The organism is Staphylococcus sp. EG-SA-18 (assembly GCF_017151825.1).
In the GTDB taxonomy this organism is placed as follows: domain Bacteria; phylum Bacillota; class Bacilli; order Staphylococcales; family Staphylococcaceae; genus Staphylococcus; species Staphylococcus aureus.
Genome location: NZ_JACYVY010000073.1, coordinates 37,330 through 54,287, shown reverse-complemented (window position 1 = coordinate 54,287; position 16,958 = coordinate 37,330). Strand labels below are relative to the sequence as shown.

At 34.5% G+C, this 16,958-nt stretch carries 13 protein-coding genes; 3 read left to right on the top strand and 10 right to left on the bottom strand.

What is annotated here, in order from left to right; genetic code table 11:
- Positions 1–19 precede the first annotated feature (19 nt).
- The 6 genes from IDG66_RS12825 to IDG66_RS12800 all read right to left on the bottom strand — a co-directional run bounded on the left by IDG66_RS12825 (position 20) and on the right by IDG66_RS12800 (position 6,624).
- Entirely contained in the window at positions 20–1,096 is a 1,077-nt protein-coding gene (locus IDG66_RS12825) for a Gfo/Idh/MocA family protein (RefSeq protein WP_000153469.1), read from the bottom strand.
- Between the two features lie 73 nt (positions 1,097–1,169).
- The gene (locus IDG66_RS12820) at positions 1,170–2,009 is read right to left on the bottom strand and encodes a sugar ABC transporter permease (RefSeq protein WP_000162661.1); all 840 of its coding nucleotides are present in this window, start codon (positions 2,007–2,009) and stop codon (positions 1,170–1,172) included.
- 1 nt (position 2,010) lies between these two features.
- Positions 2,011–3,279: a sugar ABC transporter permease gene (locus IDG66_RS12815; RefSeq protein ID WP_000166888.1), complete on the bottom strand. Its 1,269-nt coding sequence runs from the start codon at positions 3,277–3,279 to the stop codon at positions 2,011–2,013.
- Between the two features lie 2 nt (positions 3,280–3,281).
- The gene (locus IDG66_RS12810; protein ID WP_000034961.1) at positions 3,282–4,553 is read right to left on the bottom strand and encodes a maltodextrin ABC transporter substrate-binding protein; all 1,272 of its coding nucleotides are present in this window, start codon (positions 4,551–4,553) and stop codon (positions 3,282–3,284) included.
- A gap of 12 nt (positions 4,554–4,565) precedes the next feature.
- The gene (locus tag IDG66_RS12805) at positions 4,566–5,663 is read right to left on the bottom strand and encodes an ABC transporter ATP-binding protein (protein ID WP_000818914.1); all 1,098 of its coding nucleotides are present in this window, start codon (positions 5,661–5,663) and stop codon (positions 4,566–4,568) included.
- A gap of 382 nt (positions 5,664–6,045) precedes the next feature.
- The gene (locus IDG66_RS12800) at positions 6,046–6,624 is read right to left on the bottom strand and encodes a M23 family metallopeptidase (RefSeq protein WP_000166919.1); all 579 of its coding nucleotides are present in this window, start codon (positions 6,622–6,624) and stop codon (positions 6,046–6,048) included.
- A gap of 208 nt (positions 6,625–6,832) precedes the next feature.
- Between IDG66_RS12800 and IDG66_RS12795 the strand changes: the two genes are divergently transcribed.
- Together IDG66_RS12795 and IDG66_RS12790 are read left to right on the top strand one after the other, a co-directional pair.
- Positions 6,833–7,459 carry an FMN-dependent NADH-azoreductase gene (locus tag IDG66_RS12795; RefSeq protein WP_001151450.1) on the top strand — a complete coding sequence of 209 codons (627 nt, stop codon included), beginning with the start codon at positions 6,833–6,835 and terminating at the stop codon, positions 7,457–7,459.
- Between the two features lie 189 nt (positions 7,460–7,648).
- Positions 7,649–8,422, top strand: a complete 774-nt coding sequence (locus IDG66_RS12790; protein WP_000643623.1) for a tandem-type lipoprotein — start codon at positions 7,649–7,651, stop codon at positions 8,420–8,422.
- Between the two features lie 312 nt (positions 8,423–8,734).
- On the opposite strand, the gene ggt is transcribed toward IDG66_RS12790, so the two are convergent.
- The 4 genes from ggt to IDG66_RS12770 are packed head-to-tail and all read right to left on the bottom strand — an operon-like array spanning position 8,735 to position 15,218.
- Positions 8,735–10,741 (bottom strand): gamma-glutamyltransferase, encoded by a 2,007-nt coding sequence (gene ggt / locus IDG66_RS12785; RefSeq protein ID WP_000236409.1) that lies wholly within the window; start codon positions 10,739–10,741, stop codon positions 8,735–8,737.
- 37 nt (positions 10,742–10,778) lie between these two features.
- Complete coding sequence (locus IDG66_RS12780) at positions 10,779–12,554, bottom strand: ABC transporter substrate-binding protein (protein WP_001837284.1); 1,776 nt, start codon at positions 12,552–12,554, stop codon at positions 10,779–10,781.
- A gap of 16 nt (positions 12,555–12,570) precedes the next feature.
- Positions 12,571–13,734 (bottom strand): ABC transporter permease, encoded by a 1,164-nt coding sequence (locus IDG66_RS12775; protein WP_000240104.1) that lies wholly within the window; start codon positions 13,732–13,734, stop codon positions 12,571–12,573.
- Between the two features lie 5 nt (positions 13,735–13,739).
- Entirely contained in the window at positions 13,740–15,218 is a 1,479-nt protein-coding gene (locus IDG66_RS12770) for an ABC transporter permease (protein ID WP_001796914.1), read from the bottom strand.
- On the opposite strand from IDG66_RS12770, the gene IDG66_RS12765 reads away from it, so the two are divergent.
- The gene (locus IDG66_RS12765) at positions 15,175–16,767 is read left to right on the top strand and encodes an ABC transporter ATP-binding protein (protein WP_000067350.1); all 1,593 of its coding nucleotides are present in this window, start codon (positions 15,175–15,177) and stop codon (positions 16,765–16,767) included. The two genes, IDG66_RS12770 and IDG66_RS12765, sit on opposite strands and share 44 nt — an antisense overlap.
- Positions 16,768–16,958: the final 191 nt, after the last annotated feature.

Genomic DNA, 16,958 nt, shown 5'->3' with positions numbered 1-16,958 from the left:
GCCTCCTTACCGTATGATGTTATTCAAAGTAAATTGCTTTGCCTGATTTTGCAGACTGATAAATCGCTTCAAGAATTTTTGTAACTACCATTGCTTGTTCCGGTTTCACAACTGGTTCAGTATCATTTACAACTGCATCAATCCAAGCTTTTGCTTCTTCTTCAGCTTCATCCACTTCATTACCTTCATAAAAGTCGACGCCTTTGTTTTCCAATTCAACGTGTTTGGTATAAAGTGTACCCATGTCTTCACCATGAATACGTAGACCATCTTTCATATCAGCACCTGCTTTAGTTCCTGATAATGAACATTTTGCCTCATCCACTTCTAAAGAATTAATCGCCCAAGCGGATTCTAACATGATCGTCGCTCCATTCTTCATTTTAATAAATCCAAACGCAGAATCTTCAACTGTAAATTCATCTGGATTCCATGAACCCCAAGCGTTTGCCGCATGATGCTGTTTATTTAATTTATGGAATGTTGAACCCATCACTGATTCTGGTTCATAATTATCCATCATCCATAACGTTAAATCTAAAGCGTGTGTACCGATATCGATTAATGGTCCTCCACCTTGAGCTTCTTCGTCTAGAAAGACACCCCATGTTGGTACTGCTCGACGACGAATGGCATGTGCCTTTCCGAAGTAAATGTCTCCTAAGTCGCCACGTTGCGCTGCTTGATGTAAAAATTGACTATCTGCTCGGAAACGATTTTGATAACCTATTGTTAATTTTTTACCTGTTGATTTAGCTGTATCTATCATTTTTTGAGCTTCTGCTGTCGTTTTAGCCATTGGTTTTTCACACATCACATGTTTACCAGCATGCAACCCTGCTACAGTAATTTCACAATGCGAGTCATTTGGCGTACAAACATGGATAACATCAATCGTGTCATCTTTTAACAATGCTTTGTAATCATCATAAACCTTTGCATTGTCAGTTCCGTATGCTTCTGCCGCACTCGCTGCTTTCGAAATGTCTACGTCACAAAATGCGATCATTTCAACATTTTCAACTTTTTGTAAACTTGGCATGTGCTTGCCATTCGCAATACCACCACACCCAATGATTCCAACTTTAATCGTCATCATAACGTCCTCCTTTTAATCTTTATCGTCATTAGTGGTTCTTTATCAATTCTGCCCCACTCCTAATTTCAAACTAACCTTTTGTCGCACCTGTTGTTAAACCTGATACTAAATAGCGTTGCAAGAACAAGAATACGATTGCTATAGGTACTGCAATCATAATTGCCCCTGCTGCAAACACTGTGAAATTATTTGCATACTTATCATTAATAAAGTTGAACAATCCAACTGCTAATGTGAATTTTTCAGGACTTCTTAATAGTATTTTAGGTAATATAAAGTCCATAAATGGCCCCATAAAATTGAACAAAGCAACAACTGCTAAAATCGGCTTAGCTAATGGAAGCATAATTTGTAAGAAAATACGCATATGCCCTGCACCATCAATTTTGGCAGATTCATCAAGTTCTTTTGGAATCGTATCGAAGTAACCTTTCACTAAAAAGGCATTCATCGGTATTGATCCACCAATATATACCAGTGTTAGTCCAAATAAAGAATCTAATAATCCAATTGTATTTAGCAAAATATAGATTGCGACCATTGCCATTAATACAGGGAACATTTGTAAAATCAAAAATGTAATCAGCCCGTATTTACGACCAACAAAGCGATATCTAGAAAAAGCATATGCTGTTAACGTGACAAATATCACACTAAACAGTGCATTTGCAGATGCTACGATAAGCGTATTTTTATACCAAGTCAGGTATTGACTACTGTCATCGAATAGTAAGAATGCATAATTTTTAAATGTTGCATTGTCTGGTATCATTTTGGCACCATACAAGTTCGTACCTGGATTAAGGGAAATGCCAAATGTCCACAGTAGTGGATATAAAATGATGACAAACATCATCGCTATAAAACTGTAAATACCGATTGCTTTTAATATGTTTTTCTTCTTTGTCATCTTATAAACCTCCCTCATCTTTAAACGTACTTGTACGTCTGAATTGAATAAATGCGACAATAGCAACAATAAATCCAATAATTAATGACACAACTGCACCCATGTTGAAGTTGTTAAACTCAAATGTCAGATTATACACCCAAGATATCAAGATATCTGTACTACCAGCATTCTGCCCTGACACTGGTGGACCGCCTTTATTAAATAGATAAATAAGATTAAAATTATTGAAATTACCTGCATATTGCATAATTAACAATGGCGCTGTGGCGTAAATGACATGCGGGAATGTGATGTTTCTAAACTTTTGCCAACTAGACGCACCATCCATATCTGCTGCTTCGTACCAATCTGATGAAATACTTTGCAGTACTCCAGTGAACAGTGCAAAGACAAATGGGAATCCAAGCCATACTTGAATGCCGATTAATGCCACTTTTGCCCAAAACGGATCACTTAACCATGCTGGTGCTACACCTAATAAAGGTTGCAAAATATCATTATTTATCGCACCAAATTCATCATTAAATAACGCTACAAATATTAAAATTGTCACAAATGATGGTACAGCCCAAGGTAGGATTAACACAGTACGGATAAATTTCTTACCTTTGACGACAGGGTGATTTACAATAATTGCCAAAAACAGCCCTAATGCAATTTGAAGTGTCGTTGCAACAAGCGTCCATACTAATGTCCAAGTAATAACACTGAAAAATGTTTTACGCCAAACGCCAATTGTGAATAACGTTTTAAAGTTATCTAAACCAACCCATTCTAATGTGTGTCTCGGAGGCGCGTTGTATAAATTGTAATTTGTAAATGCTACTCCAAACATAAATATTAATGGAAATACAACTACAAATATCAATAAGAATGTACCTGGTGAGATTAGTAAGTATGGGAACGTCTTGTCCCATGTTGCCACCATACGCGCCTTCGGATCCTTTATTTCCTCATTGCGATTAAATCGTTCAGCATTACGATATGCATCTAAAATATTAATGATATATAGCATGATTGCGAAAGCAACGAGTAAGATAGAAATAATACCTTGTGCAAGTAAGACACGAGAATCGTCTAACTTAGGTACTGTCCCTAATGTGAACAATCCCCAAAAACCAATATTTAAAAAGCTATAAAAAACAGAAATAAAACTGATGAAAAAGATAAAAAATATCGTCCCTTTAATGGGTCTTTTATTATAAAACTGTCCCAAACCAGGTATAACAGATAATAATGCCGCTAATTTAGGGTTACGTTTCGTCATAACTAATCTCCTTTCTTATCATTTTGTGATGGATGAAGAATCTTAATATTTTGCGTTATATCATTCGTCGCCTCATCTAACGCTTGTTTAGGATTCTTACCATTTGAAATAAATATGCTTGCATTGCCCATCGGTTCCCAAACTTGTCGCATTTCAGGAATATTAGGCATCGGTTCAGCATGACGTGCTTGCTTTTCAAACACTTTTAAATTTGGATTAGATGATTTCACGTCAACACGTCCAGTAATTTCGCTCATTTCATCTGTATATTTTTGTAATGTATCTTTACTAGTGATATACAGCATTAAATCTTTAGCCCAATACTTATGTTTACTATATTCAGATAAATACCAACCACGTACACCTAGAAATGGTTTCATAGGTTTGCCACCATCTGTAGGTAATGTTGTTACTCCTAAATCTTTACCAAACGTTTCTTGATATTCATTAATGTTCCACGGTCCAGTGACAAATTGTCCTACTTTTCCTTCTTTAAAAAGACCAATCATGACATCATGTGTTGCTGCCTTAGGAAGATACCCTTTGTCGTACCATTTTTGTAATCGTTCAGCATTCTTGACGACATGTTTTGAATTTAGTCCTAGCTGATGAATATCATATTCACTGCCATTTTTCTTGAAAATATAATCATCATTGCCGAATAAAAACGGATAATTAAAATAGAAATTTTTAGCATCAAATAACATACCGTATTGTTTCTTTTTACTATCAGTTAGTTTGGCAGCATTAGCTTCAACTTCTTCTAACGTTTGCGGTGCATTTTTCACTAATTTTTTATTATAAAAAAGTGCGGTTGTTTCAACGATAGCTGGCAATGCTAGTTGCTTATTGTCATAATTCATCGCTTTAAGTGCTTGCTTATTGAAACCTTTCAACTCATCTTTTGATAATTTGATTTCAGCAGCTAAGCCTTGTAGATAGGCACTTCCAGTATTATCATGTGCTAAGAAAAAGATATCTGGACCTTTTCCTGCAGGAGCGTCTAGCGAAATATTTTCTAGTTGATCATTTTGACCAATATTTACAAGCTTTACTTTGATGCCAGTTTTTTTAGTATATTGATCCGTAATTTTTTTATAAAACGCCATTTGCTTGTCGCCATCCACCCACATCGTAAGTTGGTTAGGCTTGTCTTTAGAATTATCTTTATTCAATGCTTTATCAATATCTTCTTTCGAACGATTAGGGCCACATGCAGTTACGATTAATAACATTACCACGGCTAACGTGATACATTTTAAAATTTTAGACATGAATACTCCCCCTTAGACGATACGATTTCCTGTTTTTTCATCAAAAAAGTGACACTTATTCATATCAAATGCTAGTGTAATCTTGTCGTTCGCCATCACTTGAGTTCTTGAATCTAATTTAGAAATCAATTCCATTCCTTGGAATGTGCTATGTACCATAATTTCTGAACCTAACAGTTCGGATACAACTACTTCAGATTCAAATTGTGTCTCTGGAGAAGTTTGAATAAATATTGGTTCTTCATGAATGTCTTCAGCTCGAATACCTAAAATAATTTCCTTGTCTAAGTAGCCAGCAGCTTTTAACTTTTCAAATTTTTTATTATGTAATTTAAAATGGTGTGTTCCTACCTTCAATCCGTCCATTTCAACTGTAGCATTCAACATATTCATTGCTGGTGAGCCGATAAATTGCGCCACAAATATGCAATTAGGGGCATCATATATTTCTCTAGGTGTGCCGACTTGCATAATGTCGCCATCTTTCAAAACAACAATTCGACTAGCCATCGTCAATGCTTCAGTTTGATCATGTGTAACATAAATTGTCGTAGTATTAAGTCGCTTATGTAATTTCAATATTTCTGTGCGCATTTGTACTCGAAGCTTCGCATCAAGATTCGATAATGGTTCATCCATTAAAAAGACTTTCGCATCCCTAACAATAGCTCTGCCCAAAGCAACACGTTGACGCTGTCCGCCAGATAACGCTTTTGGTTTACGACCAAGATACTCAGTTAATCCTAATATTTCAGCTGCTTCATTAACTTTTTGTTCAATCTCTTTTTTATTTACTTTACGTAGCTTTAGCCCAAATGCCATATTTTCAAAAACAGTCATATGTGGATATAATGCATAGTTTTGAAATACCATCGCAATATCTCTATTCTTTGGTTCAACATCGTTCATGCGTTCCCCATCAATATAAAAATCTCCAGATGTGATAGACTCTAGTCCAGCAACCATTCGTAATGTTGTTGATTTACCACATCCCGATGGTCCAACAAATACAATGAATTCTTTGTCAGTAATATGTAGATTAAAATCTTTCACTACAGTATTGTTGTTATCATACGTCTTTTTAATATGCTCTAACTTTAGTTCTGCCATGTTATGCCTCCCATACTTTGTTTACAGTTTGATTGTGCAATACACTTTGTGAAAACGTTTGCACAAATACTTACATAAATCATATATTCAGTCATTATTAATGTCAATCATAAATTGTAAACGTTTACATTACTGTCAGAATTAAACTTTTATACAGAAAATTGATATAGTGCACAACTATTTTCTAGTGTGACAATAATGTTTTTTATGTGCGATATTTCACTGCCAATGCTAACAACCTTGTCTTACATTTTAAGTAATATCTAAATCAAACAAGTATGACTTAGCATTACGATTTTCATTGAAAAAAGCAACCATTATGTAAGTATCATACTCACACAATGATTGCTTAATTTTTTAGACTGCGGGCACCCTTCTATAACTACAAATCATATAGGCTACGTTCCCCATCAGGTAACTGATCGATAAACGGTTTTGGATCTTCTGCATATGCATTACCTACGCCACCCTTCATTCTTTGAAAATGTAAATGTGCGCCTGTCGTTTGTTTACCTGTATTGCCTGAATATGCAATAATATCACCTGCTTTGACTCGATCACCTACTTTGACATTATATTTGTCTAAGTGTAGATACCACTGGTGATATTCTCCATTGTCTTCGGCAATCTGTAATACCTTGCCGCCCAATTCATTATTAAAGATACGTGTTACTTTACCATTCGTCGGCGCTTTAATTGGTGTACCTTTTGGCAATGCAAAATCAATGCCATAATGCTTACCATCAAATGGTGAATGTTGATATTTACCAAAAGTCTCAGTAATCCGACTCCCTCTAAAAAAGTCTTCCCATTTTGAGTGTCCTTGTCCTTTATGATTTTGTGTCAATTTATCGGTATATTGGTTAAACCATTTTTGAATGTCATCTATATAAATAATCGTAAATAATAGTGAAAGAAAAATGATAATTGTTGCCAAAATACGTTTTGGTCGCTTTGTCATAGTGGCATCCATCCTTCATATATTTTGGGTATTAAGTATATATTCTAAATCAACTATTTCATAATTAAATGCACTCATACTTTAGTAGTACTGCCAAATATAGATGAAGAAAATGATGGTAATTTGAATATTTTTATTGATATTAAATTTTATATCTAGTATAATAATTATACTCAAGAAAATAACAGAAACAGAGGAGAATTTTCAAATGGCAAAAGTATTATATATTACAGCACACCCTTTTAATGAACTGGTATCAAATTCTATGGCGGCTGGTAAAGCATTTATCGAAACATATCAACAACAACATCCTGATGATGAAGTGAAACATATTGATTTATTTGAAACTTATATTCCAGTTATTGACAAAGATGTATTAACTGGTTGGGGAAAAATGAGTAATGGCGAAACGTTAACTGATGATGAACAAATGAAAGTTTCAAGATTGAGTGACATTTTAGAAGAATTTTTAAGTGCAGATAAATATGTATTTGTAACGCCTATGTGGAACCTTTCTTTCCCACCTGTAGTTAAAGCATATATTGATGCTATTTCAATTGCAGGTAAAACTTTTAAATATTCTGCTGAAGGACCACAAGGTTTACTAACTGACAAAAAAGTATTACACATTCAATCACGTGGTGGATATTATACTGAAGGACCTGCTGCTGATTTTGAAATGGGTGACCGTTATTTAAGAACAATTATGACATTCTTAGGTGTGCCATCATATGAAACAATCATTATTGAAGGACACAATGCTGAACCTCATAAGACTGAAGAAATTAAAGCAACTAGTATTAATAATGCTGAAAAATTAGCAACAATTTTTTAAATTTTTAGTTACACTGTGTGACGTCTCAAACGTCACACAGTTTTTAATTGTATGCATTTCCTACTTTTTTATAAATACCTATTATTTCCACACATTTAAAGTTTGATATTCACTTTAATACTGATGTAAATATTTTTAAAATATATTATTATAGTGTTAATTAAGTATTTTAAGAAAAGGTGTGAATGTATGAAAGCACATAAAATTTTCTGGTTAAACTTAGCAGCAATTATTATTATTTCAATTGTAGTCAGTGGCGGTATGTTTTTGGCAATGAAGTGGGAACAAATTCATTTGAAAGATGGTCTTAAAAAAGTACTAAGTACGTATCCTATTAAAAACTTAGAAACGCTTTATGAAATTGATGGTCACGATAATCCCCATTATGAAAATAATGATCAAGACACATGGTATATAGAATCCTCTTATTCAGTTGTTGGATCAGATGAGCTTTTAAAAGAAGACCGTATGTTGTTAAAGGTAGATAAGAACACACATAAAATAACTGGTGAATATGACACAACTACAAACGATAGAAAAAATGCTACTGACTCGACATACAAAAGTTATCCAGTAAAAGTAGTTAATAATAAAATCGTTTTCACAAAAGACGTAAAAGATCCCGCGCTGAAACAAAAAATCGAAAACAATCAATTTTTGATTCAAAGTGGTGATTTAACAAGCATTTTAAATAGCAATGATTTGAAAGTCACACATGATCCTACCACTGATTATTATAATTTATCTGGTAAGTTGTCGAATGATAATCCAAACGTTAAACAATTAAAACGTAGATATAATATTCCCAGAAATGCATCAACAAAGGTGGAATTAAAGGGAATGAGTGATTTAAAAGGCAATAATCATCAAGATCAGAAACTTTATTTTTATTTTTCAAGTCCTGGAAAAGACCAAATTATATACAAAGAAAGCCTTACTTATAATAAATTAAGTGAACATTAATACTTATGATGTAATTATAGAAATAACCAAATCATTTATTATCGTTTAACATACTAAAATCACACATTATAAAAACGCCTCACATCATTCATTTAATTGTACCGAATCACATCAAGTTAGATTTTAGACTAACTATTGTGGTGTACATCAAAAACGAATTTGTGGGGCGTTTTATATTTTACAAAGGCGACTAGCGTTTCTTATAACAACTTCAACATTACTACACTCAAGCGTCACGCTAAAGTTCAAAATCGAATCCTTTCATTCAACAAAAGCCCTTATCCACTACAAACTTCATATCAAGCGTATAAACTATCTTGTGATACTATCTCGATCATATCTATAGTATGCATTTGTGTTCCGTTTCACTGAAGTATATGTATCATCAGTTAAGTATAAACCATCATCTTTCAATGCCACTTGATAACCTTTCTTTCGTGCTAACCAGGCAATATCTATATAATTTTCTCCTGCGTTTTCATAACTTCTTAAATCTTCAATATGTGCACTAACTTCAGAGAAGATGATTCTAACGACACTTTCATCAACCCAATATTTGTCATGCATCCATCGCACTTGATCTGCCAATAAAGGTAACTGCACATCATTGAAATATACACGATGGGTGTCATTATCGTATATTTCGGGACTAAGTAATGGTTGTTTTCTAATTGATAATACCTCACCACCCATCACTGTACCTTCCCTCGTATCATCAGCACCTCCCGATGCGTCACGTGTATTCAAGTCAACATGTAGTCCATGTACATCTCCAATATAGGCATCTGGTTTATGTTCCATTGCATGTCCACGTGCAATCAATGCTAATATTGTAGATTGTGAAAATTGAGGCTCCCATTCAATGCGATTAGGATGGCTACTATAAACTCTAGGTTCATCTATAGCCTGCTGAATATCCATGCCAAACACTAATACATTGATTAATGTTTGCGCAACACTAGCAATGATACTTATGGCACCAGGTGCACCTACTGTTAATATTGGCTTCCCGTGATACATCACAATCGTTGGAGCCATGTTACTTAGTGGTCGTTTATATGGTGCAATTTCGTTAATACCACCATCTACTACATCAAAGCCATCCATTGTCGTATTCAATAACACGCCGTAGCCTGGAATCGTGATACCCGATCCGTAAATCATACCGATTGATGTCGTAAATGAAGCAATATTACCTTCCTTATCAATCACACAAAAATGAGTTGTTTCGGTATGATTTTCTTCAACATCTGTATGACTAATGCAATCAGACACAACACCATGCTCTATATCAATATTTGCTTTATTGCTATCAATGAGCGTACTGCGTGCTTTTAAATAATTGTCATCAATTAATGACTGTACAGGCACCTCATGAAAATTATCATCCGCCAAATATTGCGCACGATCACTATATGCTAAATGCATCGCTTGTATCAAATGATGCAAGTAATCAACAGATCTTGGACCCATAGATGGTAAATCGACATGTTCTAATAACTTCAATATTTGAATTACCGTGATACCGCCAGAACTAGATGGTCCCATTGAATAAATGTCATAGTCTTTAAATGTTGCACTGATTGGCGCTTTAATCTGAATGTCATATTTGGCTAGATCCTCTAAAGTGATTGTCCCACCACATGCTTTGACAACATTGACTAATTGTTTCGCAATGTCACCTTTATAAAATGCATTAAACCCTTGTTCTCTTAATATTTGAAATGTCTTACCTAATTCGGGTTGTACAATCCAATCACCTTCACGCCAATATTGATTTTCATGCGTAAATACTTGTGCCGTTTCATAATACTTTGTCAATCGTGCGTGTTGCTGGCGCGAATATTTTTCAGTAGCCCAATTGGCTGCATGACCTTCAATAGCTAGTTCAATTGCAGGATTAATTAAATCTTCCAATGACAACTTAGCATAACGCTTGTGAATATAATCAAACAGCTTTGGAATTGCTGGCACAGCGACAGTTTTACCATGTGTAGTCATATCAAAAAATGATTTATATTCGCCTGAATCATCTAGATAAAATTGTTTATCTACATGTGCAGGGGCTGTCTCACGCGCATCAAACGCAGTTATACTGCCAGTACTTTGCTCATAATATAGCAAATACCCGCCACCACCAATACCTGATGCAAATGGTTCTACCACATTCAACGCCAGTTGAATTGCAATCACTGCATCCATGGCGTTGCCACCTTGATCTAATACATCCTTACCAATTTTAGCCGCAAGAGGATGTGATACGGAAATTAACCCTTCTTTAGATGTTTTTGTCTGTTTGTCATTTAAGTTAATGACCATACTATATCCTCCTACTTTCTGTTAAATATTTAAAACATTATTGATTGATGGCTTTTTCTACTTTTTCTAAATCTTGACGTTGCTCGTTACCAGTATCGACAAGTGGTGTAATCGGTGATGCAATTTTAAATTTATCGCCACGATAAAACTTAATAAATTGATCCTGATCTATCGCATTAACTACTGCTTGTCTCAAGTTTGGATGCGTCTTAAATATACCTTTTTTAATATTTAGCATTAAAAAGACTGACTTGCGTCCATTTTTGCGAATAATGCTTAAATTTTTATCCGACTTAATTAAATCAAAATGTTTTTGATTCACATCTGCCAACATATCAATTGAATGATTTCTAAGTTCTGACAATGCATTATTCGGGTCACCATTAAACTTCAATGTAATATTTTTAATTTTAGCTGGTCCATAACTACCTTTTTCTGTTTCGTTGAATCCTGGATTACGTTGAAACGTTGCTTGATATGCATTTTTCTGTGTCATAATGTATGCGCCACTTGCATACAGCGCATTTTTCCCATCTGAATTTGCAGGAATTGTACTGCTATCCCCATATCCTTTTGGATATTCTTGATTTACTTGATTAACAAATTTTTTAGATAAAATGCCTGCCGAAGAGTGTGTTAAGTAATTTACCTCTCGAGGCATCGATTGATCTGTCGTAATTTTAACAATTTGATAAATACCGTCTTTATTATTTACTTTTTGACCATCTGTCGTTAACGATTTGACGTTATAAGCTTTAATCAACTTATCATAGATTGATTTATCGTCCTTGTCTTTCTCTTTACGCAACTGATCGATGTCCTCATCTTTTAATATCTTGATGTCATTTATATGTTTGTGCATATTGTAAGTATTATTGTTAGGCACAGACTTTTTATCACGTGCTCTATCTAAAGAAAACTTAACATCTTCACCCGATACACGCTCTCCAGTATTACGTGCTTGTCCATTGACCACTTTCGCAAAATAATCATCATCTCTTAACAAGAAATAAAATGCTTTATTGTCCTTATTCACAGCATAATCATGACTTAACGAACCTTTCGTTGTTAAATGATCATTTTCATCTAATAATAATAACCTTGTGTACATATTCATATTAATTGAATATACTGACGGCGCAATTGAACGTATTGGATCCAATGTAGGAATTTCACCATCTTGTTGTGTCATCACAAGTGGCCGCGTATCTCGTTCTCTACTATTGTTGTAATCAAATTGTTGCCATATTAATGCACGTGAATTTGGCAATCCAACACTATTTTTATCTAACACTTTATTGTCATATACTAAATTCTTTTTTGATCCATATAAAGGCGCCATATACCCTTTATCAAATACAACTTCATCTTCAATTTGCTTATATGTTTGTTTAACATCTGCTTCATTTTGAGTAGAAGCTTTATTTAACAACTGGTCTACATGTTTATCTTTCAATAAACTATTTGATCCTGTAGAACTAAATAATGCCGTCATAGCATAGTTCGGGTCACCAAACACTGTCATCCAGTCATCAATTTGGATATCATAATTGCCGGCTTGACGTTGTGTACGATAGCTACCATAATCTGGTTGGATATTCATCTTCACGTTAAATCCTGCATTTTCCAATTGATCTTTAACGATATTCATATCATTTTCATAACTTGCTTGTCCTAGGAAATGTATTGTTGGTCGCTCGCCTTTCACTTCAACTTTCGATGACTTTTGAGCCACTTCTGATTTCGTAGGGACACCACAACCACTTAATACCAACGCTAAAACTATAATTGCGATACTAATGATTTTCTTCACATCTATCCCTACCTTTTTAATGAATTCTTGGATCTAGTGCATCACGCACTGCATCACCTATAAAATTAAATGCTAAAACGACGAACATAATACAAACACCAGGTACAATAGCTAAATTACTGTGCGTTTCCAAGTAGTTACTACCGGTACGTAAAATGTTGCCCCATTCAGCTACATCAGGTGCAACACCAAGTCCTAGGAAACTTAAACTACTTGTTGTTAATACAACCACACCTATATTTAATGAAAAACGTACAATCATAGGCGCAATCGCATTCGGTAAAATATAACGCCATATGATATTCCAAGTGTTTTCACCAGTGATACGTGCTGCATCTACATATTCCATGCGTTTAATTTCTAAAACACTGGCACGCATTGTCCGTGCAAATGATGGTATATTACCGATACTTAAAGCAATAATTAAATTTGGAATACTTGCTCCAAATGATGCAATAATTGCCACCGCTAACAATAATGATGGAATTGCAAACACTACATCTAAAATTCGCATTATTAAATTATCAATATGATTAAAATAACCTGCGATAGTGCCTAGTAACACACCAAAAATAACTGCAATAACTACTGAAATAATTGAAATTGAAAATGTCAGCTTCGTTCCTACAACTACGCGTGTAAATAAGTCTCTACCGAAATCATCAGTACCAAACGGATAGGCTAGACTCGGTCCATGTAACAGTGCATTGAACTGATTTTTAGTAGCCAATGTCGTATCAAATGTAAATTGTGACACAATTGATAATGTCAGCATGTAGACTAAAATAAGTAACCCGATAATCGCAATACGATGTCTAGTAGTTTTTCGTATAAACGATTCCCACCCGTTATAACTATGTATTTGCGATGTACGTTGGTAACGTCTAATACTTACAAACATTAATAATGTAAATACGTTGCCTGTTAATGTCATCAACAATAACAACACTTCGACGATACGTCGCCATAAGTCATGATGCTTCCATGTTTGTTCCGTTGTTAAAATGATAATTAAAATGATGGTTAAAACGATTAGCAATGTTTCAGCAATATAGAACGTATCGGCCACATAACCTTTAAAAAGATTTAATGCACTCGTTAATATAACTAAAATATAAGTTGCTATAGCATAACTTGCGAATAGTTTTAAGGAAGCTATCTTTGTTGTAAGTTTTACCATATGCCTCACTTCCTTTCGTTAATTTCACTACGTAATTTTGGATCGATTAAAGCATAAAATATATCAATAATTAAGTTTGCTAAAGATATTACAATTGATATATATACGACCCCACCCATGACTGCTGGGATATCAGGTATTAGTTGTTTTTGGACGATATAACGCCCGATACCATTAATGTTAAATACTTGTTCCGTCACTGCTGAACCGCCTAGTAACTCTGCCACTAGAAGACCAACTAACGTTACAATTGGAATAATGGCATTTTTCAAAATATGTTTAATAACAACTTGTGTCGTCGATAATCCTTTTGCATAAGCAGTTAAAACATAATCGCTGCGCATTACTTCAAGTACAGAAGACCTTGTCATACGCGTGATAGAAGCAGCAATACTTGTTCCAATGACAAGTACAGGTAAAATCAACGATATTGGATGTTCTGGCATATAAGATGGTGGCAAAATATCCAATTTCAATGAGAACGCTAAAATGAATAATAGCCCTTGCCAGAAACTTGGAATAGATAAACCAATTAATGCAATTATCATTAACGTGATATCAAGCCAACTATTTCGCTTCATCGCACTGATAATACCAATTGGTATTGCAATAATTAATGCCACAATTAGCGCTAATACTGCGACAATTATTGTAATTGGAATTCTTTCGCCAACTGCTTTAGTCACAACCTCATTCCCTTTGTAAGTCGTACCTAAGTCAAAGGTAAAAACACCCTTGATGGTATCCCACAATTGAATAAAATAAGGTTCGTTAAGATGATGTAATACATTGAATTGATGTATCTGTGCCTTTGTTGCATTTTGTCCCAGTATGCTATAAGCCGCATCAAGCGGTGAAAAATACAGAATGGTAAACACACTGACAATAACACCAATGATGACAATCACAGCCATGACAATTCTCTCAAAAATATATCTAACTAATGGCTGTAAATAAATAGTCAATAAGATGAACATCGGCAAGGCCAATATTACTTTGATCATGATGAACTTATGAAATAATAAATTTTCAAAGTATGTTGAAAAATGTGCTTGTTCAATATTCTTTGAACTCGTATTAGAACTTTGTGCCTTGAATATTTTTAATGCTTCTTTATGTATTTGTGTGGATGACTTTTGCTGCGATAAATATTTATATTTTTGATGTAACGCTCGTTCAATTTCTGAAATTTCAGAATTATTAGCGTAAAAATTTTTTCTCTTAGCAGAAAAGAAAAACTTTATCACTGCATATAAAAATATTGGCAAGCTTAATACCGATAATACAAACTTGTAAAATGCCTTGTGATACAACGACTTAAAAGATTCTAAATAAGTAATTATGATAATCACTCCTTGTAAAATAATCTTGAGTAGATTACTATGATATACAAAAGTATAGAATAAATTTACACATTTGTGAATAGGGAGGCACAACATCATGTCAAATTTATTAGAAGTCAACAGTCTGAATGTACAATTCAATTATGATGAAACTACAGTTCAAGCGGTAAAAAATGTCTCTTTCGAATTACGAAAAAAACATATCCTAGGTATTGTTGGTGAATCAGGATCAGGAAAAAGTATTACTGCTAAATCTATTTTAGGGCTACTACCAGATTATCCAGATCACACATTAACAGGAGAAATTATTTTTAATGGGCAATCGTTAAATAATTTATCAACTTCAGCGTTACAACAAATTCGAGGTAAGGATATTTCAATGATTTTTCAAGATCCACTCTCTTCGTTGAATCCAAGATTAACGATTGGCAAACAAATTACAGAAGTACTATTTCAACATAAACGTGTATCTAAATCTGAAGCAAAGTCGATGACAATAGACATTTTAGAAAAAGTAGGTATAAAACATGCAACTCGACAATTTGATGCTTATCCACATGAACTTTCTGGTGGTATGCGTCAACGTGTCATGATAGCAATGGCATTGATTTTAAAGCCACAAATTTTAATCGCAGATGAACCAACAACGGCATTAGATGCCAGTACACAAAATCAATTACTGCAGTTAATGAAGTCCCTTTATGAGTACACAGAAACATCTATTATTTTTATCACTCACGATTTAGGCGCTGTGTATCAATTTTGCGACGATGTGATTGTAATGAAAGATGGAAGTGTCGTTGAAAGTGGCACGGTTGAAAGTATTTTTAAATCGCCACAACATACCTATACAAAACGCTTAATAGATGCGATTCCTGATATTCATCAAACGCGTCCGCCAAGACCGTTAAACAATGATATTTTATTAAAATTCGATCGCGTGAGCGTGGATTACACATCACCGAGTGGCAGCCTATACCGAGCAGTTAATGATATTAACTTGGGTATTAGAAAAGGCGAAACATTAGGCATTGTCGGTGAATCAGGGTCAGGGAAATCGACATTAGCTAAGACGGTCGTCGGTCTAAAGGAAGTGTCAGAAGGCTTTATTTGGTATAACGAATTACCATTAAGTTTATTTAAAGATGATGAATTGAAATCTTTACGACAAGAGATACAAATGATTTTTCAAGATCCATTCGCATCTATTAATCCAAGATTTAAAGTCATTGATGTGATTAAACGACCACTAATCATTCATGGGAAAGTCAAAGATAATGATGACATTATTAAAACTGTCGTATCGTTGTTAGAAAAGGTTGGCCTAGATCAAAGTTTCTTATATCGCTATCCACACGAATTATCTGGTGGGCAACGTCAGCGTGTAAGTATCGCGAGAGCACTTGCTGTAGAACCTAAAGTGATTGTTTGCGACGAGGCAGTGTCCGCTTTAGACGTTTCAATTCAAAAAGATATCATCGAGTTATTAAAACAATTACAGTTAGACTTCGGCATCACTTATTTATTCATCACACATGACATGGGTGTTATCAATGAAATATGTGATCGCGTTGCAGTTATGAAAAATGGCGAAATCGTTGAACTGAATAACACAGAAGATATTATCAAACATCCGCAATCAGACTATGCAAAGCAACTTATTTCAGAAGTAGCAGTTATTGCTAAATAAAAGTCATGCGTTGTGCAACTGTATCACTGTATGGTCTGGAATAAATCAGGCAATCTCTGATGTGTTATGTTAGATGACTTTGTCATACTAACTATATTGTGCTAAGTTAGGGCTCGGCACCATATCAAGTTTTAGGTGCTTTGCCATGATTTAAGAGTCACCCCCATACTTTGGGCATTTTGACGCCAGAA

Bases quoted from the DNA above. Each gene is read 5' to 3' on its own strand.
- IDG66_RS12825 (WP_000153469.1), bottom strand. From the start codon at position 1,096: ATGACGATTAAAGTTGGAATCATTGGGTGTGGTGGTATTGCGAATGGC.
- IDG66_RS12820 (WP_000162661.1), bottom strand. From the start codon at position 2,009: ATGACAAAGAAGAAAAACATATTAAAAGCAATCGGTATTTACAGTTTT.
- IDG66_RS12815 (WP_000166888.1), bottom strand. From the start codon at position 3,279: ATGACGAAACGTAACCCTAAATTAGCGGCATTATTATCTGTTATACCT.
- IDG66_RS12810 (WP_000034961.1), bottom strand. From the start codon at position 4,553: ATGTCTAAAATTTTAAAATGTATCACGTTAGCCGTGGTAATGTTATTA.
- IDG66_RS12805 (WP_000818914.1), bottom strand. From the start codon at position 5,663: ATGGCAGAACTAAAGTTAGAGCATATTAAAAAGACGTATGATAACAAC.
- IDG66_RS12800 (WP_000166919.1), bottom strand. From the start codon at position 6,624: ATGACAAAGCGACCAAAACGTATTTTGGCAACAATTATCATTTTTCTT.
- IDG66_RS12795 (WP_001151450.1), top strand. From the start codon at position 6,833: ATGGCAAAAGTATTATATATTACAGCACACCCTTTTAATGAACTGGTA.
- IDG66_RS12790 (WP_000643623.1), top strand. From the start codon at position 7,649: ATGAAAGCACATAAAATTTTCTGGTTAAACTTAGCAGCAATTATTATT.
- ggt (WP_000236409.1), bottom strand. From the start codon at position 10,741: ATGGTCATTAACTTAAATGACAAACAGACAAAAACATCTAAAGAAGGG.
- IDG66_RS12775 (WP_000240104.1), bottom strand. From the start codon at position 13,734: ATGGTAAAACTTACAACAAAGATAGCTTCCTTAAAACTATTCGCAAGT.
- IDG66_RS12765 (WP_000067350.1), top strand. From the start codon at position 15,175: ATGTCAAATTTATTAGAAGTCAACAGTCTGAATGTACAATTCAATTAT.